General features: G+C 59.8%; 17 protein-coding genes and 1 pseudogene. 16 read left to right on the top strand and 2 right to left on the bottom strand.

Translation table 11 applies throughout. The features are described 5' to 3' along the window. Positions 1 to 6 precede the first annotated feature (6 nt). The 9 genes and pseudogenes from purH (at position 7) to GT003_RS28345 (ending at position 10058) form a co-directional block, all read left to right on the top strand. Positions 7 to 1554 (top strand): bifunctional phosphoribosylaminoimidazolecarboxamide formyltransferase/IMP cyclohydrolase, encoded by a 1548-nt coding sequence (purH, locus tag GT003_RS28380; RefSeq protein WP_161704370.1) that lies wholly within the window; start codon positions 7 to 9, stop codon positions 1552 to 1554. A gap of 32 nt (positions 1555 to 1586) precedes the next feature. After that, positions 1587 to 2852: a phosphoribosylamine--glycine ligase gene (gene purD, locus GT003_RS28375; protein WP_161704368.1), complete on the top strand. Its 1266-nt coding sequence runs from the start codon at positions 1587 to 1589 to the stop codon at positions 2850 to 2852. A gap of 277 nt (positions 2853 to 3129) precedes the next feature. After that, positions 3130 to 4605: a polysaccharide deacetylase family protein gene (locus tag GT003_RS28370; RefSeq protein ID WP_161704366.1), complete on the top strand. Its 1476-nt coding sequence runs from the start codon at positions 3130 to 3132 to the stop codon at positions 4603 to 4605. 21 nt (positions 4606 to 4626) lie between these two features. Beyond that, the gene (locus GT003_RS28365) at positions 4627 to 6021 is read left to right on the top strand and encodes a hypothetical protein (RefSeq protein ID WP_161704364.1); all 1395 of its coding nucleotides are present in this window, start codon (positions 4627 to 4629) and stop codon (positions 6019 to 6021) included. Positions 6022 to 6226: 205 nt separating this feature from the next. Further along, positions 6227 to 6610, top strand: a pseudogene (locus GT003_RS32325) (response regulator transcription factor); the annotation flags it as partial. Further along, a complete protein-coding gene (locus GT003_RS33095) occupies positions 6587 to 7216 on the top strand; it encodes a winged helix-turn-helix domain-containing protein (RefSeq protein WP_161704432.1) in 630 nt (209 codons plus the stop codon). The pseudogene GT003_RS32325 and the gene GT003_RS33095, both read left to right, overlap by 24 nt. Continuing rightward, positions 7213 to 8631 carry a sensor histidine kinase gene (locus tag GT003_RS28355; protein WP_161704362.1) on the top strand — a complete coding sequence of 473 codons (1419 nt, stop codon included), beginning with the start codon at positions 7213 to 7215 and terminating at the stop codon, positions 8629 to 8631. Before GT003_RS33095 ends, GT003_RS28355 begins: the two co-directional genes overlap by 4 nt. A gap of 538 nt (positions 8632 to 9169) precedes the next feature. Continuing rightward, on the top strand, positions 9170 to 9586 hold the full coding sequence (locus GT003_RS28350; RefSeq protein WP_161704360.1) for an organic hydroperoxide resistance protein: 417 nt from the start codon (positions 9170 to 9172) through the stop codon (positions 9584 to 9586). A 166-nt stretch (positions 9587 to 9752) separates the two neighbouring features. Next, positions 9753 to 10058, top strand: coding sequence for a hypothetical protein (locus tag GT003_RS28345; protein ID WP_161704358.1), 306 nt, complete (start codon positions 9753 to 9755; stop codon positions 10056 to 10058). 355 nt (positions 10059 to 10413) lie between these two features. Here GT003_RS28345 and GT003_RS28340 read toward each other — a convergent pair whose 3' ends face one another. Beyond that, positions 10414 to 13995: an Ig-like domain-containing protein gene (locus GT003_RS28340; RefSeq protein WP_161704356.1), complete on the bottom strand. Its 3582-nt coding sequence runs from the start codon at positions 13993 to 13995 to the stop codon at positions 10414 to 10416. A 189-nt stretch (positions 13996 to 14184) separates the two neighbouring features. On the opposite strand from GT003_RS28340, the gene GT003_RS28335 reads away from it, so the two are divergent. From GT003_RS28335 to GT003_RS28305, 7 genes are all read left to right on the top strand, one after another. Then, a complete protein-coding gene (locus tag GT003_RS28335; protein ID WP_161704354.1) occupies positions 14185 to 15024 on the top strand; it encodes a helix-turn-helix transcriptional regulator in 840 nt (279 codons plus the stop codon). A gap of 141 nt (positions 15025 to 15165) precedes the next feature. Further along, positions 15166 to 15732, top strand: coding sequence for a sigma-70 family RNA polymerase sigma factor (locus tag GT003_RS28330; protein ID WP_161704352.1), 567 nt, complete (start codon positions 15166 to 15168; stop codon positions 15730 to 15732). Next, a complete protein-coding gene (locus tag GT003_RS28325; RefSeq protein WP_161704350.1) occupies positions 15713 to 17065 on the top strand; it encodes a DUF4179 domain-containing protein in 1353 nt (450 codons plus the stop codon). Before GT003_RS28330 ends, GT003_RS28325 begins: the two co-directional genes overlap by 20 nt. A gap of 189 nt (positions 17066 to 17254) precedes the next feature. Continuing rightward, a complete protein-coding gene (locus GT003_RS28320) occupies positions 17255 to 18364 on the top strand; it encodes a DUF3048 domain-containing protein (RefSeq protein ID WP_338046007.1) in 1110 nt (369 codons plus the stop codon). Between the two features lie 269 nt (positions 18365 to 18633). Next, complete coding sequence (locus GT003_RS28315; RefSeq protein WP_161704346.1) at positions 18634 to 19248, top strand: DUF47 domain-containing protein; 615 nt, start codon at positions 18634 to 18636, stop codon at positions 19246 to 19248. A 26-nt stretch (positions 19249 to 19274) separates the two neighbouring features. Further along, a complete protein-coding gene (locus GT003_RS28310; protein WP_161704430.1) occupies positions 19275 to 20273 on the top strand; it encodes an inorganic phosphate transporter in 999 nt (332 codons plus the stop codon). A gap of 410 nt (positions 20274 to 20683) precedes the next feature. Then, positions 20684 to 23845: a discoidin domain-containing protein gene (locus GT003_RS28305; RefSeq protein WP_161704344.1), complete on the top strand. Its 3162-nt coding sequence runs from the start codon at positions 20684 to 20686 to the stop codon at positions 23843 to 23845. 125 nt (positions 23846 to 23970) lie between these two features. Here the strand turns inward: GT003_RS28305 and GT003_RS28300 are convergent, their stop codons facing one another. After that, complete coding sequence (locus GT003_RS28300) at positions 23971 to 24594, bottom strand: DUF975 family protein (RefSeq protein ID WP_161704341.1); 624 nt, start codon at positions 24592 to 24594, stop codon at positions 23971 to 23973. Positions 24595 to 24937 lie beyond the last annotated feature (343 nt).

Raw genomic sequence — 24937 nt, 5'->3', positions numbered from 1 at the left:
ATCATTGTGACTATTCGCAGAGCACTGATCAGCGTATCGGACAAGACGGGAATTGTGGAATTTTCGCGGGCGCTTGCCGGACTGGGCGTTCAAATCATTTCGACGGGCGGAACGGCGAGCCTGTTGGAAAAGGAAGGCGTGCCGGTCATCGGCATCTCCGACGTAACGGGTTTCCCGGAAATTCTCGACGGACGCGTGAAGACGCTGCATCCCGCGGTACATAGCGGCTTGCTGGCCGTGCGGGACGACGAAGAACATCAGAAAGCGATGCAGGAGCTCGGCCTGGACTACATCGACCTCGTGGTCGTGAACCTGTATCCGTTCGCGGCGACGATCGCCAAGCCCGGCGTAGCGTACGAAGACGCGATCGAGAACATCGATATCGGCGGCCCGACGATGCTTCGCTCGGCTGCGAAGAACCACGCGTTCGTCACCGTCGTCGTTGACGCGGCGGACTACCAAACCGTGCTCGACGAAGTCAAAGCAGGCGGCGACACGACGCTCGATACGCGCAAAGCGCTGGCGGCGAAAGTATTCCGTCACACCGGCGCGTACGATGCGCTGATCTCCGATTACCTGTCCAAGCTGCAGGGCAACCCGCTGCCGGAGAGCCTGACGGTCACCTACGAGAAAGTACAAGACCTTCGTTACGGCGAAAACCCGCATCAGAAGGCGGCGTTCTACCGCAAACCGCTTGCGGCGCAAGGCAACGTCACGACAGCGGAACAGCTGCACGGCAAAGAATTATCCTACAATAACATCAACGACGCGAACGCGGCGCTGGCCATCGTGAAGGAATTCAACGAGCCGGCCGTCGTCGCTGTGAAGCATATGAATCCTTGCGGCGTGGGCATCGGCCAAGACATCCACGAAGCGTACCAGAAAGCCTACTCCGCGGATCCGACGTCCATCTTCGGCGGCATCGTAGCGGCCAATCGCGAGATCGGCGCGGATACGGCGCAGCTGCTCAGCGAGATCTTCCTGGAAATCGTCATCGCGCCGAGCTTCACGCAAGACGCGCTCGACATTCTCACGAAGAAGAAGAACATTCGTCTGCTGAAGCTCGGCGAGCTGCAAGCGGCCGGGGAGCGCAAGCCGGAATGGCTCGTCACGAGCGTGGACGGCGGCATGCTGGTACAGGAGAGCGACGTGCACAGTCTGACGGAAGACGACATCAAAGTCGTGACGAACCGCAAGCCGACGGAAGAAGAGCTCAAGCAGCTGCTCTTCGGCTGGAAAGTCGTGAAGCACGTGAAGTCCAATGCCATCCTGCTCGCGGCGGACGACATGACGGTCGGCGTGGGCGCAGGCCAGATGAACCGCGTCGGCGCGGCGCGCATCGCAATCGAGCAAGCGGGCGACAAAGCCAAAGGCGCCGTACTGGCGTCCGATGCATTCTTCCCGATGGGCGATACGCTGGAGATGGCCGCGAAAGCGGGCATTACGGCCGTCATCCAGCCTGGCGGCTCCATCAAGGACGAAGAGTCCATCGCGGTCGCGAATGCGAATAACATCGCCATGGTCGTAACGGGCGTTCGTCATTTCAAACACTAGCACGCGGACAGCGGCTTCTAGGAGGGGTTCCTTTGCGTATCATGGTTATTGGCAGCGGCGGACGCGAGCACGCCATCGTTTGGGCGCTTGAGAAGAGCGAGAAGGTAAACAAAATCTTTTGCGCGCCGGGCAACGCGGGCATCGCGGAGCTGGCGGAGTGCGTGCCGATCCCGGTCAACCGGTTCGACGATCTCATCCAATTCGCCTGCGACAACGAAGTCGATCTCGTCGTGGTCGGGCCCGACGATCCGCTTGCGGACGGCATCGTAGACGCGTTCGAAGAGCGCAACATCCCGGTGTACGGTCCGCGGAAGAATGCGGCCGAGATCGAAGGCAGCAAGATTTTCATGAAGAACCTGTTGAAGAAATACAACATCCCGACGGCGAAATACGAGACCTTTACCGATTACGAGTCCGCGCTCGCTTATTTGCGGGAGCAGCAGGCGCCGATCGTCGTGAAGGCCGACGGCCTGGCGGCAGGCAAAGGCGTAACGGTCGCTTACACGATCGAAGAGGCGGAAGAAGCGCTTCGCGGCATGATGGTGGACATGGTATTCGGCCAATCCGGCGGACGCGTCGTCATCGAAGAATTCCTGGAAGGCCAAGAGATGTCCATCCTTGCCTTCGTGGACGGGGCAACCGTGCGCGCGATGGTGCCGGCCCAAGATCATAAGCCGGTCTACGACAACGACAAAGGACCGAATACGGGCGGCATGGGCACCTACTCCCCGCTGCCGCACATCGATCCCGCGCTCGTCGAAGATGCGATCGAGAACATCATCAAGCCGACGGCCAAGGCGATGGTCAGCGAGGGCCGCCCGTTCCGGGGCGTGCTGTTCGCAGGTCTCATGATGACGAAGAACGGCGTCAAGACGATCGAGTTCAATGCGCGCATGGGCGACCCGGAAACGCAGGTCGTGCTGCCGCGTCTCAAGACCGATCTGCTCGACATCATCCTTGCTTCGCTGAACGGCCGTTTGGATCAGCTCGACATCGAATGGAGCGACGAAGCCGCGGTATGCGTCATCGCCGCATCGGAAGGCTATCCGGGACCGTATCCGAAGGGTCTCCCAATTACGGGGCTCGAGGCCGCCAAGGAACAAGGCGCCTTGGTCTTCCACGCCGGCACGGCGCTGAAAGACGGCGCTATCGTCACGAACGGCGGACGCGTGCTTGGCATCGTCGGCCGCGGCCGCGATATCGCCGAAGCTCGCGCCCGCGCGTACGAAGCGGTGTCGGTCATCCATTTCGACGGCATGCACAGCCGTTCCGACATTGCAGCGAAAGCATTGAAATAATAACACCTGCGCAAGTACTCATCCACACGCTGCTTTCATCCTAGGGTTGAATGTAAAGCTGTTCCGTACGTCATTATTGACGGCGGAACGGCTTTTTTGCGTTTATTGGAAACCCTGCCAGCGGAAACCGGCGACATGTTACTTCTTTGTAACGACTGCTTGCTTCGAATCTAGTAAGATGGGGGGATAGAACCTAGAGATAAAGTAGACTGCGAGGGATAACTTCATGCGGCTCACGAGGATGAGAGGAACTATCGGGCGTTTAGCCTGTTCGATAATGGCAACGATGATGATAGGCGGCTTGGCGCTGGCAAGCGGCTGCGGCTTGCAGTCAGTGAAGCCGCAGCACGCGGGCGCCGGAACTAATCTCGCGGCCCATGGCGAGGATACGAATGGATCATCAAACGCGGGGTCTTTGGCCGGCGGCGGAGGATCGGCAGGTCCACCCGGAACAGGGACATCCGGCGGTAATGGGTCGGAGAGCGGCAACAGCCAAGATAACGGCTCCGATACGGGTTCAAATGCGAACGCGGGCACGGGACCAAAGAATTCCGGCAGCGGCTCATCGTCTCAGGATGGCGGTACCGACGCCGCGGGTAAACCGCCGGACGGCCAAACGCAGACGCCTCAGGGAACTTCGGGGGGAGCCAAGCCGCCGCAGACGGGCTCCAAACCGGATACCAAGCCGAGCGGCTCGGATTCGGGCACCAAGGGAGCGACGAAGCCGAATGATGCGGATTCGAAACCGCCTGCAGCGCCGGTTAAGCTGGACAAGCCGACTGAGCCCGCGATGCCGTATAAGGGCAAGCCGGGCGCCAAGCTTGTGGCGCTGACGTTCGACGACGGGCCGGATAACCGGTACACGCCGGCGATTTTGGACGTGTTGAAGGCGAAGGGAGTCCATGCGACTTTCTTCTGCGTCGGTCTCCAGGTTAAGCGCTACGGGGGCGTCATGAAGCGGATCGTGAAGGAAGGCAGCGAAATCGGCAATCATACGTATTCGCATCAAGATTTATCCAAGCTTGACAGCAATCCTATTTTAAATCAAATTAAATGGACGGACACGTTGATCCGGAGGCAGACCGGTTTCGTGCCGAGATTGGTGAGGGCGCCGTACGGCGCTTCGTCTCCCCAGTTGAAGAAAATCGTTGCCGACAATGGGCGATCGCTCGTTTTTTGGACCGTGGATACGCGCGATTGGGATGGCAGCACGATTACGGCCATGCGGGCTAACGTGAACAAAAACACGCATCCCGGCGGCATCATACTTATGCATTCGTTCGGAAGCAAGCATGTTGGCAATACCGTGCAGCTGCTGCCGCTTATCATTAAAGACCTTCAGGCTAAAGGCTATACCTTCGTCACGGTCAGCGAGCTGCTGGACGCCAAGGCCAAGGCGCACGCAAAGACGAACGTGAATTCGAAAGCAAACTCCGGCACGAATACGAAGGCGGACGCTGGTGCAAAGACCGACGCTAACGCAATAGCCGGCGGAAACGCAAAGGCAGAAGTTGAGGACGGTACAGGCGGAAAGACAGAAGCCGGCGCAAAGACGGATACGAAAGCCGATGCAAAAGCCGATACAAAGGCCAATACGAATACAAACGCAAAAGCAGGAACCAACGTTAAGACTGACGCAAATGCTGAGGCAAACACAAATGCAAACACAAATGCAAACAATAATTCGGACACCAATGCTACCACCAAAAACGCAAAGGCAGAGGACAAAAGCGCACTGCCTGCCAAGAAGTAATCGGGAAGGAGCGCCAAACGATTGAGTGTCATACGACGTTATATGCGAGCGGCGTTCCTGCTCGGAGGGCTGGCCGTACTGCTGCTGACCGCAGGCTGCCGGTATACGAAGACGCCGGCGGATCTGCTGATGGCCCCGCGGCCGATGCCGACGAATACGGCATTGGCCGCCGCGTTGAAGAACATTTTGCCCTTGCGCGCCAAGTTGGCGGTCGTCACCCACGAGGCCGCGAACGCGTCGATTCTCGAATTCGACGGCGACGGCGACGGAACGAAGGAAGCTTTCGTCGTCTTCGCGGACGAGACCGGCACGCAGCATGCCATGGTGCTGGAGCAGTCGGCGGGCAGCTGGAGGCAGCGCGTTACGTTCGCGGAATCGTCCGCGTACGGCGTGGACGTGCTGCGGGCGGAGGATCTCGACCGCGACGGCGTGCCCGAGCTGATGATCGGATGGAACCAGTTCGGCGAGCCGCAGCATATTTTGACCCTGTACCATCTGAGCCCGGATCCGCGGGATATCAGCCCGCCGAAGCCGATCGCGGAGCTTCCGTACGATACGATGGGCATCGGCGACGGCAACGGCGACGGCAGTCCGGAGATCGGCCTGATCAACCTGCAAGGGATCAAGATGACCGCGACGATCGGAATGTACCAATTTCGCGGGGACAACGTGAGCAAGATCGCTTCCGCCGGGCTGGACGGCTCGGTGAACGGGTACATCCAGGTGAAGCTGGGCAAGCTCGCCCCGGGCAAATTCGGAATCGTGACGGATGCCGCCATCGGATCGAACTCGTCCACTTCGACGATGCTGGTATGGAATGCAGGCAAGCTGATCCAAGTCTTCCCGCCGCCGACATCCGGCGACGAGAACGTGCAGACGAACGCGAACGCGGTGCTGAGCGGCGACGGCAACGGCGACGGGATGCTCGAGGTGCATAAGCTTCGGGAAGCGCCGGGACAGTCGGAGGGCGTTCCTTACAGCGATCTGCTGTGGATCGAGGAGTACAAGCAGTGGAACGGCTCGGATGATTTTGCCGTCGTCGGCAGCCGGTACACCGATGCGGCGAGCGCGTATGCCATCCAGATTCCGCCGTCGTGGAGCGAGTATACGTTCAGAAGGCCGCTCGTTGGCGGCAGAAGCGATATTGCGCTGGATGCCTATAACGAAACAACCGGCGCCCGGGAAGAAATATTGACCGTGCACGTCGTGCCGATCGGCGATTGGGGCAGCCAGGAAGGGAAGCTGCAGGACGAGGACAGCCGGTATCTGGAGCTCGGCCGCGGGAGCGGACTCGTCTATTACGCAGTTTGGCACGATAAGCTTCCGGACGAGCAGGAGCAGACCGGGACTTCGGTCCAAGGAACCTTCCCGCCGGACGAGGCGGAAATGAAGCGGTTGTTTAAACAGCTGCAATAAAGCGGATTGGTAAGCGGATTGGTTTGCGTGAACGACCGGAGGTTGGACATGCAGCATTCCGATAGAGAAGCGGATTGGTTTGCGTGAACGACCGGAGGTTGGACATGCAGCATTCCGATAGAGAAGCGGATTGGTTTGCGTGAACGACCGGAGGTTGGACATGCAGCATTCGGCTCAGACGATAGATTAAAGGGGGGACGGCCGCATGCGGGTACTATTTTTGGAGGACGAAGAGGCGATTCGCGGGTTTGTCCGCATTAATTTGAAGCGCAACGGCATGGAGGTCACGGAGGCCGAGGACGGAGAAACAGCGCTGGCGCTAGCGGAGTCGGCCGTTCCGCCTTTCGATATTGCATTGCTTGACGTCATGCTGCCAACGATCAGCGGCTTTGAGGTATGCGAGCGGCTGCGGCAGCTTTTCCCGCGCATGGGGATCATCATGCTGACGGCAAAGTCTCAGGAGGAGGACAAGATCCGGGGACTGGAGCTTGGCGCCGACGATTACGTACAGAAGCCGTTCAGCCCGGGCGAACTTATCGCCAGGCTGAATGCGTTGAAGCGACGCATGATGCCGGTCGGCGAAGAACAGGCCGGCTCGGCAGAGGCGTGGGGGCTCGCCGTCGGAGTCGTCGACCCGAATCGGGAACGCGTACACACGGATGGCGCAGAAGACCGGCGAACCGGCTTTGCGGAAGCAGGGCAAAGCGCCTTGCACGGCGTCGGCGATGGACAGGCTGCCGGAGCGCAGCCTCCCGGGGCGGCTGCAGGGCAAGCCGTTCAGCCGGCTGGCGGAACTGCGCACGGCGGCGGCGATGCCGCAGGCGACGCGGCGCGGCCGAACGACCGGCCAGGCGCGGCCGGCCACCAGCGCCAGGCTCGTCCCGGGGACATCGCATCCGGACCGTTTCTGCTGTCTTCGGCCGAACGGCGCTTGTGGAAAGATAACGCCGAGATCGTGCTGACCCCGACCGAGTGGACGCTCGTGAAGCTGCTCATGGAACGGGAGGGCGAAGGCCTGAGCCGGGACGATATTTTGAATGCGGTATGGGGACGCCATTATGTCGGGGATTTGAAAATCGTCGACGTGAATATCCGGCGCATCCGGCAGAAGATCGAGATCCAGCCGTCCGATCCCAAGCATATCGAGACGCTGTGGGGCTTCGGCTACCGTTGGAACCGGAGCGACGGTCAATGACCGGCATCACCAGCCTCCGCACCCGGATCGTCTGGAGCTACGGCGTGCTGATCGTGCTCGTCGTGGTGATGCTGGGCTCCTTATTCGGCACGCTCGTGTGGAACTACTACTATTCCAGCGCCGTCAGCTCCGTGCTCCAACGCGCGCAGACGGAGGCGGCGCTGCATAATCGGATGATCGCCGACGAGCCGATGAAGGAGAAGGCGCGCTACATGCTGCAAAACATGACCGTCGGCACGGCGCATCTGCAGCTGCTTACCGGCTCCGGCGCGATCGTCATCGACAGCGACGGCTTCGGCGGCGGCGGCGCGACGCTGGATACGCCGGATGTCCGCCAGGCCATGGCGCATGACAGGGGAATATGGCGCGGTCGGGATCCGATCACGAACGAGCGAATCATCGCGGTGACGCTGCCTGTCAAGGAAGGCAACCGCGTCACGGCCATGTTCCGCTATACCGCTTCGCTGGTGACGCTGGATCGGATCATTCGCAATATTCTGTGGCTGACGGTGCTGGTCGGCTCGTTCGTCGTGCTGCTGTTCTTTACGATGAGCGTTCTGATCGCGAACCGCATCGCAAGACCGATCCGCAACCTGACGAAGGTCGCCGAGAAGATGGCGGAGGGCGATTGGAGCCGAAGAGCCGCGCTGCATGATCGCGACGAGATCGGGCGATTGGCGGATACGCTCAACACGATGGCGTCGGAGCTGACCCGCAGGGAGAAGCTGAAGGAAGATTTTATTTCCTCCATCTCGCATGAACTGCGCACGCCGCTCACGTCCATCAAGGGTTGGAGCGAGACGCTGGCTTCCGGCGACCCGACCGACGTGGAGGAGCTGAATATGGGCCTCACCATCATAGATCGGGAGACGGAGCGCTTGTCCGGGCTTGTCGAGGATTTGCTCGATTTCTCCAAGCTGTACGCCAAGAGCACCGTCCTGCATCCGGAAACGCTGGACATCCGCAGGACGCTCGGGGAGACGCTGCGGCAGTTCGAGGCGCGCGGGCAGCGGGAGAGCGTGGCGATCCGCGGCGACATCGGCGATGTTCCGCTGCTGGCCAAGGTCGACGCGGACCGCATGAAGCAGGTGTTCATCAACGTGCTCGACAACGCGCTTAAGTTCACGCCCAAGGGCGGCTCGATCAACGTGAACGCGGGGCAGGAAGAAGGCTTTGTCCGCATGTCCATCCGAGATTCCGGCATCGGCATTCCGCCCGAAGATTTGCCGCATGTGACGGAGAAGTTTTATAAGGGCTCCAGTCAGCGCTCCGGCAGCGGGCTCGGGCTTGCGATCTGCAAGGAAATCGTCGAGCTGCACGGCGGCGATTTCCGGCTCGAGAGCGTCGTGGACGTAGGCACGACAGTCACGATTCGGCTGCCGCTGCTGACCGAGGTGCAGCAGCAAGTCGAGTAAGCAGGAAGCGGGCGTGCGCTTCGAGGCAAGGTAAACAACCAAGCAGGAGCATGAATAAAGCCCGGCAGGATTCGCTCGAACGACGAGCGGAACCTGGCCGGGCTTTTGCGCTATTCCTTATAAAACAGCGACTTGCGCTTGTTCGTGACAAACGCGATGGCGATTAAGGCGAGACAAACGACGCTGACCGGCAGCCAATGTTGGCCGATCCAATGGAGCAAGGCTTGCATAGAAGCGCCTCCCCTGGCAAGTTTTACAATTGGAACTAGTATGCCACGTTCGTCGGCCTCTATGCGGCGCGGCGGTAATGGTCGCTGCCGGCCTAAGTTTTATCCGTACATGTGATCTGCTTCGCACGCCGCGCCAGTGGATAAGGATGGACAAAATGGAGATGCTTTTATAGGATGGCGGACTCGGCTCGGGCTGCATGAAGTGCTAAAGCGCGACATGGCCATACTTGCCGGGCGCAGGCAGTCGGCAGCCGTGTATTCCAACAGCGAGCCAATCTAATCTATAGAACGCGCGGAGGGATAAACACATGGATCCACTATATACCGCTTCCGTCATGGTCACGGGCGGACGCGAAGGCAAGCTTACTTCGAGCGACGGCGTGTTGAATCTTGATCTTGTGATGCCGAAGGAGCTGGGCGGCGCAGGCGGCGCGGCGACCAATCCGGAGCAGCTGTTCGCGGCCGGTTACGCGGCTTGCTTCGAAAGCGCGCTGAATCTCGCTTGCCGGCAGAAGAAGGTCAAGTTCGACGGCACCTCGGTGACGGCGCATGTCACCATCGGGAAGGACGAGACCGGAGGCTTCGAGCTGGCGGTCGCCCTGGACGTTACGCTGAAGGGCGTCGACGCGGGGCTCGCCAAAGAGCTGACGGAGGACGCGCATCAGATCTGTCCGTACTCCAAGGCAACGAAAGGCAACATCGACGTGGCGATTCGCGTCGTCTGACGGAAGCACCGTTCGGGCATGAGCCCGGCCGGTGCTTTTTTACGTCAACGAAGGGAGAGCGGAGTAGGAGAAGCGGGGAAAGCGGGGAAAGCGAGTAAAGTGGGAGAAGCTGGAGAAGCGAGAGAAGCAAGGAAAGCAGGGAAAGCAGGAAAAGCAGGAAAAGCGGTTGAAGCGCGAAAAGCTGACGTTGGCTCATAATATCGTTTTAGCATTGCTGGCCAGATGCAGTAAAAGCTGGCTTTGGCTCATAATATCGGCTCTAAATGCTGGTCTGATGGGGCAAGCTGCTTTTCGTGCAGCGCTGTCGTTTCTTGCCATGAAATGCAGCGAGCGAACGGATGGCCGCTCCATGTTCGGCGCTCATCACGCCCTCGCGGCCAGCCGAAAAAAAGACTGCCCGGAGGCAGTCTTAGGATGTAGAAACCGCTGCGTGTTAAGGGAGTTCAACAGCAGGAAACAGCAGCGGAAGTAATTGAGCGTTCAACTTGAATCCGGTCGGGCGCCTAACGGGTGCCAGCGGTGCTAATCGTCCGAAAATACAGCTAAATTTACGCTAACGATTGTGGCTGGCGTTATTTGGCGTATAGGAGCTGATTTGTACGGGATAATCTCGCAATAAGCCCCCTGGCAAGCGTTAGCGATATGAAAGGGTCATTTTGAACCGTTTAGCCCTCCTCACAATCGTTAGCTGCAAGGTGAGTAGTCCATTATCCCAAGCGTGACGATTAGGGAGGGGGCATAGGCAAACCGCAGCCCCTTAGCATCTTGCGAATTTTGATGTTCTCGACAATCCGAGACTGCCCCGCGGCGGTCTTTTTCCAACCCGTTTACTTTCCGACCTTAACCTCCAAGTCGGAAATCTTCGACTCGGTCAACACATCCGACTGCGCGAACACGCCTACGCCGGCCAGCACATCATTGCCGAGGTCGATCGCGATATCCTGCAGCTTGACCCATTCGTTCTTCGCCGTGTCGAGGTACGAGACGGTGACGACCTTGTCCGTCTTGGTCAAGCGGATCGTGCCGCCTTCCGGGTATTGGAATTTGAGCCCGTACGCATAGGAGGACTCGCCGCCCGTTTCCGTGCGGTACACGATCAGCGCATCGCCGCTCGGCAGCAGGCGGAAGTGGACATGCTTGTCGCCATCCCCCGTGCCCGAGCGCAGCATGACGCCCGACGAAGCGTTGCCGTTGGTGTTATTCACGGACTCGATATGCGCCGTTACCGAGAGCTCCTCGCCGTCTTCAACATGCGCGTTCTGATACAGGTAGACGAAGTCATCGGCCTTGCCCCACACGTCGTAGCCGTTGCTCGATACGGTATAGCGGCCGTCCAGGAACGAAGCCGTACCGCTCGCATTGCCGAAGCTTGCGACCTTCCAGGACGCCGGAAGCTGCTCTTGGGCGAAAGTGACCAGGTAGATCCGCGCGGTTTTCGTCACGTTCTGAAGCGTCGCGGTTACCGTAACGTAGGCGGAGCCCGTCCCCGTAATGGCGACTTTGCCCTGCGCGTCCACGGTTGCGACCTTCTCGTTATCCGAGACGTAGGCGAACGCCGCCTTCGTCAGATCGGCATCCGTATCATCGCTCATCGTGCCGGTGACCCGGATCGGCGACGATTCGCCCGGATGCAGGCCTTTATGCTCGAGCGTGGCTTTCAGCCCGTTCAGCTTTGCCGTTACGACGCTGATTACAGCCTGTTTTCGGAATACGGCGCCGGTTTCCTTGTCCTTGACTGTCGCGGTCACCGTAGCGGAGCCGAGCGCCGCGGCTTTCAGATTGCCTGCGGCATCAACCTTGACCACCGACTCGTCGCTGCTGCGGTAGCTGATCGAAGCGCCGGGCAGGTTCATCACTTGGCCGAGCGCCGTTTGTCCGTATAGGTGCAAACTTGTCGTTTCGTCCAAGACGAGCGTTTGCTTCGGCGTCTGCATGACGTCGTCTGACAAGCGGTCGCCGACGAATACGTACAGCTCCTGCTTCGAGACGAAGCCGTCCCGGTTGACCGTCACGGTGATTTTGGCCTTGCCGGCCTTGCCCGCACGGACGACGCCAAGGTCGTTCACGCCGGCGACCTTCGCGTTGTCGCTCTTGAACGACACGTGCTGGTGATCCACCGCGATCGCATAGCCGTTCTTCGTGCGGCCCAGCACGCTGAGCTGCGCCTGCTGCTTGTCCTTTAGCGACAGCGCGTCGCCCGACAATTCCATATTCGCTTGCACGTAGACGCGGTCCAGCTTATCCGCGGCATCCGCGAACGGATACCCGGGCAGCAGGCCCATTTGGGACACGTCGAGACTGTGAATGCCGAGGCCGCGGGCGAGCGAATCGTATGCCAAGCGGAAGTCTTCCCCGGCGGCGTTCGCGAAGAGGCGGTCCGTGATCACGGAATGCTGGTCATACGCGCCATTCTGGACGGATTGCCAATCGGCCAGCGTTACCGCGCCCGTCGTGTTGTTCAAAATGTATTTGCCGTTCGGTTGATAGAAGGCATTATAGTCGTTATTCGCTACGACGTCCGCAGCCCAGCCGTTGTGGGCATACAAGCTTTGGCCGGCGTTATAGAAAATATTGCCGACGTAGTCGTTGCCGCTCGTCGGGCCATGGCTGCAGCAGGACTGCGCGGTCGTGAAGCCGGACTGCGCGTTCGGGCTGTTGGCGAGAACATTGTTCACGAGCTTGTTGCCGATGCCTTTGACGAAGAACGAACCCCGCATCTGGCCTTCGCCGGCGTCCTGCTGATGCGTGATCAGATTGTCCGCCACGGTGAATTGGTAAGCTTCGTCATCGAGATAGACCGCGTATCCGAAAGAAAAATAGATATTGCTGTCATGCACGTAGTTGTGCGAGAACGTATTGTTCATCGCCAAGCCCCAGCTGTAGAAGAGGCCCGTATCCTGCGAATCGGTATTGGCGTTCGACAGATCGTTGTATTCGAAGACGTTATTCTTCGTCTGCACGAACATCAGCTTGTTGCCTTCGGTGACCGTGGTGCCTTCGATCTGCTGGCCGATGGATTGGTTGATCGGCGTAGCCGACAGGGAGATCGCGTTGCGCGGGGTATCGTGAATCCGGTTGTGCGCGATGGTGCTGTCCCCGCTGTTGGCCAGCTCCAGGCCGGCGGCCGAACCGAAGATTTGTCCGGTGCTGTAGATGTGGTTGTTCACGATCGTATTGTTCTTGTTGACGTAGCTTCTGGTGGCATAAGGCGCGTTGAAGCGCACGCCTGTGTTGCCGATGCTGCCGATCTCGTTGCCGCTGACCGCGATGCCTTGGGCATACCCGCTCGCTTGAATGCCGGTCAGGCCGACGTTCTCGATGCGGCTGTTCTTGATCGCGATGTCCTTGGCGTTGCTCAGGTAGACGGCGCCGTCCTCTTGATCGCTGCCCAGCTGAACGGTATTGGCGTCGCCGTGCTCAACGGAGATGCCGTCCCATACGAGGTTCTGAACCGGCGTCTCCGCCGAGGAGCCGACGAAGCTCAAGATGCGGCCGAGCGTCGGAACGACGATCGTTTGATTCGCGATCGGCAGCTTATACGGACGGTAATACAGCGTGCCGCCGGCTTGATCCACGTAGAATTCGCCCGGCGCGTCGAGCAGCTGCAGATTGCCTTGCACGAAGTAGCGGGAGCCTTTGCCCAGCTCGTACGTGGAATCCGACTTTAACGTCACGGTTCCCTTCTCGAAGTCGACGGCATCGACGCCGATCGTATCGCGCGACCAGCTCCATTCGCCGTCCGGACCTCCGCCCCAGACGACCGCTTCCAGCTCGGAGACGTCCTTCATGAGCGGGATGTCGCCGCTTGCGAAAGCGAATGCGCGTTTCGGCGTATCCTTCAAATACGCGGAGACATGATTATAGCCTTCGCGAGGCGCGCCTTGGTTGGGATACCGCGCCTTGATGCTGCGAGCGCCGTTCTCATACATCGTATCGAACGAGAGGGACGGATCCAGCTTCGCTTCGTACACGATCCCGTCCTCCGTCGTCCAATCCGTGAGGCGCTTGCCTGCGCTCAGTACCGGCAATTCGCCGGGATAATTGCGGTAGACGACTTGATGTCCATCGCGTCCCGAATCTTCTTCCGTCATGGACAGGGTCTCGTTGATCTCGTATGTGCCTTCGCGAACCGCTACGACGACATCGGCGGACATGCCTGCCGCGATCGATGATCTGACGGCTTCCTGTGCCCGGCCGAGCGTACGGAACGGTCCGTCGGTAGTTGTCGTATTCGGTTCCGCGAGCGTACCCGACCATTCGTCGCTGCCGGAGGTCGATACGTAGAAATTCGCCCGGAACGCTGCAGCATGCTGCTTCGCGTCCTGCGCGGCATAAGCCGGCGCCGCCAGCATGACGATGATCGACATGATTACGGATAAGGCCATACTCGTCTTCCACTTGTTGCGCATGCCATTCACCATCTCCTAGTTTCCCAATAATTAACAGCTCTTCTTTAATAAAACTTTGGTAGCGCTTACCGAGATTCATTGTAGAATACATGAAGGCGTGCAAACTACTCGGTTTCTCTTTCTAACTTGTCATTTTGTTCCGCGTATTACAAAATAGTAGAATCTTACGTCGTGCAGGAGGCTCATGCGATGGTCTATTACGATAACATACGAATACAGGGCGAACTGGCTATGAAACGCGCATACAGCCAACCGTACGACCATGATTGCCATATTCATCAAATGCTCGAGATTTGCGTCATCGTCGAACATTCGGCCGTCTATCGGTTCAACAGCGTGGACTACGAGGCCAATCCGGGCGACGTGTTCATATGCAAGCCGTTCGACGCCCATTGGATCTTTTCCAAGGATCCGAGGCGTCCTTGCCAATACATTCTCATTTATTTCGAGCCTTCCATCGTCAACAAAGTTCCCCAGGGCAACTTGCTGCTCACGCCGTTCTATATGACCGACCGCGAGCCTCGGATCCCGGCCTCCTCCCGTTTCGCGCAGGAGGCTGCCCGCGCGGCGATGACGTCGGTGCAGGAGCGCGAAGCTGGGCTCGCCACTTGGAAGTCGCGCCAATTCATGCATCTGATCAATATGCTGAGCTACCTGTACGAATATACGATGGAGCATGACAGCGAACTGGAAGCGATCGAGGAGGGGCTGATCTCCGCCATTCATTATTTCGTCGCCCAATCGAACGACAGCATCGACATCGAGGAAGCCGTGCGCCTGTCGGGACTCAGCAGGACGAAGTTCTTCCGGTGCTTCCGCATCGTGACCGGACTCAGCCCGCACCAGTTCCTCACGCGGACGCGGCTGCAAGCGGCGGCGCATGCGATCATCCACTCCAGCCAATCGATCCTGAACATCTCCATGGAAGCGGGCTTCTCCTCGCTAAGCACGTTCAATAAACGGTTCGTCAACCATTTCGGACTGGCTCCCCGGGAGTATCGCAAGCAGTATCAGCCGTTGAGAGGCTAGGGGATGCGAGAGGGAAAATGGTTGCCGTCATACGCTTCAGTCTTGAATCGCCGCGGCCTGGGCTGCGGCGTTTTATTTTGCGCGAAGGAAAACCGTTTTCCGCGCAGCGGCGTCTAATAGTCATCATGAAGGGAGCGGGAGGTGCTAGGACTGGATACGAACGAGCAGGCGAAGGCAGCCAAAGCCGGGAATAGCGAGGCTTTTCTTCGGCTTCTGGAAGGCAGCAAGGAACGGCTTTACCGGATCGCGCTGGCCTATCTTCATCAGGAGGCGGATGCCTTGGACGCGGTGCAGGAAGCGACGTGCCGGGCTTTCCAAAGCCTGCGGAAGCTGAAGGAGCCGTCGCATTTCGAGACATGGATGGTGCGCATCGTGCTGAACGCGTGCGCGGACGAGTACAAGAAACGCAGGCGGAGGGGGCCGGAAGCCTGGTTAGAAAAGACGGGAACGGCCGGGATTGCCGGCGCGGCGATTGCCTTCAGCGATGCGAGCGATACGCGGGTCAGCCTGCGGCAGCTCGTCGACGGCCTGCCCAGAGAGCAGAAGGAAATCATTATTCTAAAATATTACCAGCAGCTGACGGTGACCGAAGTGGCGGCCGTGCTGGAATGTCCGGAGGGCACGGTCAAGACGCGCCTGCACAAAGCGCTTGTGACCTTGCGCGGCGTGCTCGGAGAGGAGGGAATCCATGACTTTGCGCGAGCATGACAACGGTCGGATCGAAGAACGCCTAAGAGACGAGAAGAAGGCATGGGACGCGGCCCCGCTGCCGGCCGGGCTCGATGAAGCTGTATATCGCGGGCTGCTTCAGGCGAGGAGGAAAGGCAGGCTGCGTACGAGACGCGCTGCCGCGGCGATGTCCGCCGCGTTGGTCGTGGTGCTGCTGCTCGGCATGGTGCGGGTATCGCCGGCATTTGCCGCGGCGGTGGCGGAATTGCCGGGCCTGTCGGGCCTGGTCTCGCTGGTGGCGGGGGACAGCGGGCTCGAGGGCGCGGTGCGCAACGATTTCGTGCAGCCGGTGAACGTCAGCGACAGCCATGACGGCGTGATGATTACGGTGAACGGCATTATCGCGGATGACACGCGGTTGAATATCCTCTATACGGTTAAGCTGCCGACGGCGGCGAAGCATGTTCCGTTTAAGAAGTTCGATCTATTCGACGCGGCTGCGCCAGACAAGCCGCTGCCCGTGACGATAAGTTTCGGCTCGGTACCGCTCGAGAACCCGACAAAAGAGTTTCAAGGACGAATCGACGTCAATTTGGGCGAAGAAGCCGATATGCCGGAGCATGTACGGATCGATATGAAGTTGTTCGGCTACGAAGGACTCGCGGATTGGAGCATCGTGATCCCGGTCGACAAGGCGCGGTTCGAGGGGATGAAGGAAGTGATTCCGCTCGAGCAGGCCGTGACCGCCGAAGGCCAGCGCATGCTGTTCAAGCAGGCGACGATCTATCCGACGAGCATCGCGGTCGACGTGGAGTTCGACAAGGCCAACAGCAAGCGGGTGTTCTGGTTGAGCGATCTCGTCCTCGTGACGGATACCGGCGAGGAGCTTCGCAGTCAAGGATCGATGAACATGAGCGCGGACCGCATGACCCTGCAGTTCGAGAGCAGCTTCTTCTCGAAGCCGAAGCACTTGACCTTGAGAGGCACGCGATGGATGGCCCTCGACAAGTCGAAGCTGGAGATGAAGCTCGACCTGGAGAAGAAGGAGATCGTCCAGGCGCCCGACGACAAGGTGCGGCTCGTATCCGCAAAGAAGACCGGAACCGGCGTCTACGAGATCACGCTCGCCGTGAAGTCGGACAGCAGCGTCGACCGCTACGGCTTTACGATCGTCGACGGCCCTTTCCGCGATGCAGCGGGTACCGTGTTCAACACCGGCGGATACCGCACATCCAGCACGGAGCCGGACAAGGACGAGACCAATATCACTTTCGAGGTCCTACTCGACAAACCGTATACGAATCCGCTCGCCTTCAACATCGTGAATTACCCCTCCTGGATCGAGGAGCCGTTCGAGGTGAAGCTGAAGTAACCCCGAGAAGCCAGGCAGCCGAAGCAACCGCTACAGCCGCAGCAGCCACGGCAGTCGAACCGGCAGACAGGGAACGCGCAGCGTCCGCTCCTCGCCCATGGAAGACAATCCCATGCTTCTTGTGGTTTAATGGAGATAGTTATCGCGTCCATTCCCTCTTATTTCCGACAAGAAAGTAGGGCTCCTATCGTGCGTAGAAGACAGATTAACGGGCTAACGGCATTTCGCTTGAGCCTCTTCCTGGCCCTGGCGGCTGTCCTGCTCCTCACGGGCTGCAGCAATAATAAGCTGAACGCGGAGCAAAATACGAATCCGCCAGCCGAAAATACGAATCCGGCACCCGAGAATACGGCTCCGGAGCCCGATGAAGCGCAGGCCGTCGATCCGCCGCAATTCATCGCGCCGCTCACGGGCCTGATGCAGGATCATGAAGCCGATCGCCGCCCGATCGCGGTCATGGTCAACAATTTCGCGGCGGCGCGTCCGCAGTCGGGCCTGCCGAATGCCGATATGGTGTGGGAGGTACTGGCGGAAGGCGGCATCACGCGGCTCGTGGCCGTGTTCCAGAGCACGGACGCGGCGTCGCCCATCGGCCCGATTCGCAGCAATAGGCCGTATCTGATTCGCATCGGCGAAGCTTATCATGCGGTGCTTGCGCATGCCGGGGCCAGCACGGACGCTTACGATCTGCTGCAGCATCACGGCAAGGCCTACCTCGACGAAATCTCCAACGCGGGCGCGTATTTCTACCGGGAGTCGTTCCGCAAAGCGCCGCATAACCTGTACTCCAACCTAGAGAAGCTGCGCGAAGGCGCCGCGAAGAAGAAATACGACGAGACGGTGGACATCCCGACGTATCCGTGGTCCGAGACGGGCGCGGCGGATGCGGGAGTTCCGGCCGCCGAGGTGCAGCTGCATTTTCTGCTGAAGGATTATGCGCTGTCCTATACGTACGATTCCGCGACGAAGCTGTACAACCGGTTCATCAACGCGCAGCCGCATACCGATCTGGAATCGAAGGCGCAGCTGACGGCATCGAATCTCGTCGTGATCGGCGCGAAGCATAAGACCTACGACGATTACGGCCGCCTCGAGATCGACCTCGAGTCCGGCGGTCCCGCCCTGCTGATCCAGCTCGGCAAAGCCGTGGGCTGCGAATGGGTCCGCGACGCTGACGGCGTCATCCGGCTGATGAAGGACGGGCAGGAGCTGCCGTTCGTGCCGGGCCGCACCTTCTACCATGTCATGCCGATGACGCCGACGTTCGAGAGCCATGTGAAGCTTGCCGCTTCGGCGTAGACGCCGCCGATTTTTGCAAGCCGGAAGCCGAGCTTCCGGCTTTTTTATTTCCCTGCGCGGGTCGGATAAAATCGGATGAACCGGAAAAGACTAGGAGAAGCGCGTCCTGCAAGAAGCGAGCGCCGTGAAAGTTTTTCACGAAAGTCATAAAACCTTTACACTCCCTTAACAATTGCGCGGTAAACTATGTTAAGATATTGTCGGTTCAGCCTGAATATTGGCAGAAAATGACCAACAACCAATCGAGGAAGATGGCGAAGGGGATAGTTATGTTCAAGAAGAAAAACGACGTATTCTTTACGACGCTCGAAGCAATGGCGGACACGATCTTGGAAGGCGTGCTTTATTTTCAGCAAAACGTCGCCAAAATTTCCGATGTCACGAAATTTGCGAAGGATATGAAAGAATACGAAAGCAAATGCGATCGTCACGTACATACGATTTTGACGGAACTGAATAAAACGTTCATTACCCCGATCGAACGCGACGATATTTTGCGGCTGACGACTTCGCTCGACGACGTATTGGACGGCATCGAGGCCTGCGCTTCGCGCTTCGAGATGTACAATATTACGGAGCCGGACGAGTACGTCATCTTGTTCGCGGAGAACATCCTCCGCTGCGCCCAGCAGATCAAGAAAGCCATCTATCTGTTGTCCGAGAAGAAGCTGCTTGCGATGCGCGAGCCCGCGATCCATATCAACGAGCTGGAGAACCAGGCCGACGACCTGCTGCGCGTCTGCGTCAAGGGCTTGTTCGCGAACGTGACGGATCCCATCGAGCTTATCAAGCGCAAAGAGATTTACGAGCGCCTGGAGCAAACCACCGACTTTTGCGAAGATGTCGCCAACACACTCGAAACCATTATCATGCGTAATAGCTAAGGAGACGGGGACGAGCAGTCATGAGCATGGACATTTACATTTGGGTCGGCGTCGTTATCTTTCTTGCATTGGCTTTTGACTTCATAAACGGGTTTCACGATACGGCTAACGCCATCGCGACGACGGTGTCCACCCGGGCCATGTCGCCGCGCATGGCTATTATTATGGCTTCCATGATGAACTTTCTCGGCGCGATCATGTTCACCGGGGTAGCGAAGACGATCGGGGGCAAAATCGCCGATCCGTCGAAGCTCGATCACGGGGTGCAGGTCGTGATCGCGGCGCTGCTCGGCGCGATCATCTGGAACCTCTTGACCTGGGCGGTCGGCATTCCGTCCTCGTCGTCGCATGCGCTGATCGGCTCCCTGACCGGCGCCGTCGTCAGCTCGGCGGGCTTCAAGGCCGTCAATGCCAGCGGCTTCACCGATATCGTCAAGGCGCTCCTGCTGTCGCCGCTGATCGCGTTCGCGGGCGGCTTCATCGTCATGTGGATACTGAAGCAGATCTTTGCCAGATCCAGTCCTCATCAGATCAATAAAGGGTTCCGCTCCGGCCAAATCCTGACGGCCGCCTTCCAATCGTTCACGCACGGCACGAACGACGCGCAGAAAGCGATGGGCATCATCACGTTCGCGCTCGTTACGGCGGGCGTGCAGGACACGACGGACCATATTCCGCTGTGGGTGAAGATCTCCGCGGCGACGGCCATGGCGCTCGGAACGTCCATCGGCGGCTGGAAGATCATCAAGACGATGGGCACGAAAATATTCAAAATCGAGCCGATCAACGGCTTCGCGGCGGATATCACGTCCGCGACGGTTATCTTCACCGCGACGCTGACGCATCTGCCCGTCAGCACGACGCATGTCATTACCTCGTCGATTCTCGGCGTGGGCAGCGCGAAGCGCTTCTCCGCGGTAAAGTGGGATCTCGCGGGCAAGATCGTCATATCGTGGGTCATCACGATTCCGATCACGATGGTTTTGGCGGCGCTGATTTATCAGGTAATCGCGCTGTTTATCTAGCGGTGCGGCAGAGGATGCAGGAAATCGTAAATAGACATGTATAGATCAAGCATCAGGCTTGCGCGGCGGCGCGGGCTTGATGCTTTTTTTATTGGAGACCCGATGCGGGCGAAGGATATTCGCGGTCCGCGGTTAATAGAGATAACAGGACTGTAAGCGCATTCAGTATGCTGCGGTCACCGGGAGGGATGCGGGGCGGCTTGCGGGGCTGCCGGAATAGGAAGAACCATGGGCGCGGCCGGATAACGCCCGATTTTTATTCGGGAAGGTGGATGAGTTGACGAATGGGAGACATGTACCGGAAGGGAAACGAGAGGAGCAAGAAAATCGCTCGACGGGCGGATCGCGATGGAAGCTTGACGGGAAGCAGGGAGCGGGAAAGTCATTCGGCAGCGAGGAGCGCAGGGCGCATGCGCGGAGCGGGGACGAGAAAGGCGCGCCTGCGAAGAACGAGCTGGCTGCTGCTGTTCGTCCTGGCGCTCGTCGTCGGCGCATGGCCGGCCTCGGCCGCGACGCCGGCGATCGGCGGCGCAGCGGCGTCCTCGGTGACCGGCGCTTTTGCTGCCGCGAACGCCGTCGACGGCAATGGCTCGACCTTCTATTCCAGCGCGGGCTACAGCGATCCGAATCACTCGGAATGGCTGCGCGTCGACCTCGGCAGCACGCTTGGCGCGCTGAACGGCGTCGTGCTGACGCCAAGGCAGAACGGCTACGGCTTCCCGTCGGATTTCTCCATCCAGGCGAGCAATGACGGCTCGACGTGGAGGAACGTGCCCGGCGGCTCGTACCGCAATTATTCCAATCCGGGCTCGCAGCCGGTGACGGTGACGTTTCAGGATTTCGTGAGCGCGCGGTATCTTCGCGTCTACGCGACGAAGCTCGGCGAGGACAATGTCGGCATGTACTACCTGCAGCTGATGGAGTTCTCGGTCAAGCAGAAATTCATCGGCGCATCGGCGTCCTCGGTGATCGGCTCCTTCGCGGCATCCAATGTCTTCGACGGGGATTACACGACGTTCTACTCCAGCGCGAGCCATGCCGGCGCCGCGGCGACGGAATGGGTCAGCGTCGATCTCGGCAGCACGGTCAGCGGCCTGAACACGGTGCAGCTGGCGCCGCGTCAGAACGGCTACGGCTTTCCGGCGGTATACAAGATCCAGACGAGCACGGACGGATCGACCTGGACGGACGCGCCCGGCGCATCGTTTAGCGGCGCGGCGGCATCCCCCGGCAGCAAGCGCGTCATCCGGTTCGACAGCGACGTATCGGCGCGCTACGTCCGGCTGTACGCGACGCAGCTCTCCGCCGATAACGGAGGCACGTATTACCTGCAGCTGATGGAGATGAACGTCGGCCGCACCGAGACGCAGACGCCGCAGACGCCGAGCGGCGCGGGCGCAAGCAGCGCGATCTCCGGCTGGCCGGCCGCTTCGGCGATCGACGGCAATGCCGGCTCGGCCTGGTCCAGCGCGAATCACGTATCGGCCGCTGCCGGCGAGAGCTTCACGTTGACGTACGGCGCCTCGTACGCTTTCTCGCAGTTGAAGCTGACGCCGCGCGGCGGCGGGCTGGCGTTCCCCGTCGATTTCAAGCTGCAGTACAGCACCGACGGCTCGACGTTCGTCGATATTCCGGGCCAGTCGTACACGTCGTATCCGAACCCGGGCTCGAAGCCGCAGACGTTCAGCTTCGATCCGGTTCAGGCGAAGGCCCTGCGGATCGCCGCGACCAAGCTGGGGCCGGACGACTTCGGCAATTATTACTTCCAGCTCGCGGAAGCCGCCGCCTATCCTTGGGACGTCTACGCGGACACGTGGACGGCGACCGACGATCTCGGCAGGAACGTCTCGACGTATGGCCAGACCGCGGCGCCGCGGGCGGGCAAGACCGTCGGCATGTTTTATTTTGCGTGGCTGCAGGACTGGAGCCAGCCGGTGTACGACACGTCGCAGATTCTGGCGGCCAATCCGACCGCGCTGTCGACGGCCGCGAGCCCGCCGTGGGGAGCGTACGGCAAGTGGCATACGTGGGGCGAGTCCGCGCTCGGCCACTATCAGGGCAACGACGCGTTCGTGCTCCGCAAGCACGCGCAGGAGCTGTCCGATGCCGGCGTCGATACGATCGTGTACGACCTGAGCAATTTCAATCCGGGCGATCTGTACGGCTCCTATTACAAGACGAACTGGATGGCGCTGCTCGACGTATGGGGCCAGGTGCGCGCCGAAGGCGGCAAGACCCCGCAGGTCGCGTTCCTCTGTCCGTTCGGCGGCGGCAATGTCGCCCCTTGCGTAAATCAGTTATACACCGATCTGTACGGGGCGAACGTGCATCCGGACCTGTGGTTCCAGTGGGGCGGCAAGCCGCTCATTCTCGCCGATCCGTCCGCGATCACGATACCGGCGCAGAGCAGCTTCTTCACCTTCCGCAAGCCGCAGCCGGATTATTTCGCCGGTCCGACGGGCGGCAATCAATGGTCGTGGCTGGAGGTGTATCCGCAGCACGGCTTCTATACGAGCGCAAGTCCGGGCACGTCGGAACAGGCCTCGGTCGGCGTCGCGCAGAACGCGGTGCCGAACGGCAGCGGCGGCTGGCAGCTCGGCGCGATGAGCCAGCTGAACGGCTCCGGCCAGCTGGTCGCGCGCGGGCGCAGCTTCCATAACGGAAGCAGCCTGCTGTCGACGAATCCGAACGATCCAGCCTACAAAACCGATTACGGATTGAATTTCGGCGAGCAGTGGGGGCGGGCGATCGACATCGATCCGAGCTTCGTCTGGGTGACCGGCTGGAACGAGTGGATCGCGCTGCGCTTCAATTCCTTCGCCGGCTATTCCGGCAACACGGTGCTCGTCGACCAGTTCAACCGCGAGTTCAGCCGGGATATCGAGCCGATGAACGGCGGGCATAAGGACAATTACTACAACCAGCTCGTCGATTACGTGCGCAAATTCAAAGGCGCCCGCCAGCAGCCGCCGGCCGGACCGGCCAAGACGATCGCGGTCGACGGCAGCTTCGCCGACTGGGCGGACGTCACGACCGAATACCGCGACAATATCGGGGATACGGCGCATCGCAGCCATCCCGGCTTCGACCCGGCGACGACGTATGCGGATACGAGCGGCCGCAACGACATTCAATCGGTCAAGGTCGCGCGCGACGACACGAACGTCTACTTCTACGTGAGGACCCAGGCCAACCTGACCGCGTATTCGGATGCCGGCTGGATGCGGCTGTTCATCCGCACGAACGGCAGCAGTCCGAATTGGGAGGGCTACAACTTCGTCGTTAACCGCGGCGGGCTCACCTCCACGACGACGAAGCTCGAGACGAGCACGGGCGGCTGGAACTGGGGCTCCGCGACGACGATCCAGTACCGGGCCAGCGGCCGGGAGATGGAGCTTGCGATCCCGCGTTCCGCGCTCGGGTTCACGGATGCGTTCGCGCCGCTGCGGTTTGATTTCAAAGTGGCGGACAACATCACGGACGGGCAGGACAGCCTGGAGTTCTACAAGCACGGCGATGCCGCGCCGAACGAGCGGTTCCGGTATACGTTCGACGAGTTTACGGTGCAGTAAGCGGGGATAATTGTAGGACAATAATAAAACTCCGCCGACGTCGGCTATCGACGTCGGCGGAGTTGTTTTTGCGACTTGGTGAGCTTGTAAGCATGCACGATGCTAGCTGCTTATCTGCCCGGCCTCTAGAAGGATCCCGGATGCGGAGGCGGAGAAGCATAACTCGGCTCGGCTCCGCGGTGGCGGAGGTCGTCGTAGAAATGCGCGATCGTCGTCGTCACGTACGGGTACACCCAGAGCATTCCGATGCCGAGCGTCACGATGGAGAGCAGGAACCAGCCGATGAACGTCAGGAACAGGACGAACAGGCGCCATTTGTTCCCTTGCATCATCGCTTTGCTGCGGCGGAGCGCTTCCAGCGCGGTGAGGTCCGGATTATCCTTCAGGATGAAGTAGGACTGCGAATAGCGCAGCGCCGCGATAATGCCGGGCACGATGAACAGCAGCGTCCAGAGCAGGGTGAAGATCATGATGAGGAAATACAGGATGAGGGAGCGCACGAAGTCGTGGAAGCCATCGAGCAGCACCGCGATTTGCGGGCGCCGTCCGCGCGATACTTGGAGATAGAAGCCGTAGATGCCGACGGCCGTTGCCCCGCCGCACAGATGGAGGACGATCGGCCCGATCACGGTTGCCCGTTCCAGCGCTGCGCCGATCAGGTACAGCACGAGCATGATGAGCGCCGAACGGCCCCATTGCCCTTGTAAACTTTGCCTTGCTCTTGCACGTAGTTCCGCGCTTGTTGGCATGCTTGGAATGAACCCACCTTTTCGTTCAGGTTGTCGTTGCCGTTTGTTACACATACGTTCGTTTGAGGCGCGAGGTGTCACGTTCCGTTGCCCAATTAAGCATTCTGATCCCGCTTGCTACATGATCTTATGCCGGCTGCGGATTGAATATAACGGCGAACAGCCGGCGGCCTCTTGCGGCGCGTCGGCTGGCTGGGTTGCGGGAGAAGCGCGGTATGGGACTGGCGGCAGGAGGCTAGGGGAATGAGGCCAGCGATGCGAGCCGGGCGCTTGGGAGAGAAGCACAAGCGCAGCGGGTCGCCTTCGCCATTCGGCGGCGCAAGTCCGCGACCGCAGTCCCTCG

Origin of the sequence: Paenibacillus sacheonensis (genome assembly GCF_009909195.1) — a bacterium.
GTDB lineage: Bacteria > Bacillota > Bacilli > Paenibacillales > Paenibacillaceae > Paenibacillus_Z > Paenibacillus_Z sacheonensis.
The sequence above is the reverse complement of the archived record's forward strand: the minus strand, read 5'-3'. Positions and strand labels throughout refer to the sequence as shown.

What these genes read in the sequence shown, in the direction of transcription:
- GT003_RS28350 (WP_161704360.1), top strand. Translation starts at nt 9,170, where the DNA reads ATGGATCCACTATATACCGCTTCCGTCATGGTCACGGGCGGACGCGAA.
- GT003_RS33095 (WP_161704432.1), top strand. Translation starts at nt 6,587, where the DNA reads ATGATGCCGGTCGGCGAAGAACAGGCCGGCTCGGCAGAGGCGTGGGGG.
- GT003_RS28355 (WP_161704362.1), top strand. Translation starts at nt 7,213, where the DNA reads ATGACCGGCATCACCAGCCTCCGCACCCGGATCGTCTGGAGCTACGGC.
- GT003_RS28370 (WP_161704366.1), top strand. Translation starts at nt 3,130, where the DNA reads ATGGCAACGATGATGATAGGCGGCTTGGCGCTGGCAAGCGGCTGCGGC.
- GT003_RS28325 (WP_161704350.1), top strand. Translation starts at nt 15,713, where the DNA reads ATGACTTTGCGCGAGCATGACAACGGTCGGATCGAAGAACGCCTAAGA.
- GT003_RS28305 (WP_161704344.1), top strand. Translation starts at nt 20,684, where the DNA reads ATGCGCGGAGCGGGGACGAGAAAGGCGCGCCTGCGAAGAACGAGCTGG.
- GT003_RS28310 (WP_161704430.1), top strand. Translation starts at nt 19,275, where the DNA reads ATGGACATTTACATTTGGGTCGGCGTCGTTATCTTTCTTGCATTGGCT.
- GT003_RS28335 (WP_161704354.1), top strand. Translation starts at nt 14,185, where the DNA reads ATGGTCTATTACGATAACATACGAATACAGGGCGAACTGGCTATGAAA.
- GT003_RS28315 (WP_161704346.1), top strand. Translation starts at nt 18,634, where the DNA reads ATGTTCAAGAAGAAAAACGACGTATTCTTTACGACGCTCGAAGCAATG.
- GT003_RS28300 (WP_161704341.1), bottom strand. Translation starts at nt 24,594, where the DNA reads ATGCCAACAAGCGCGGAACTACGTGCAAGAGCAAGGCAAAGTTTACAA.
- GT003_RS28340 (WP_161704356.1), bottom strand. Translation starts at nt 13,995, where the DNA reads ATGCGCAACAAGTGGAAGACGAGTATGGCCTTATCCGTAATCATGTCG.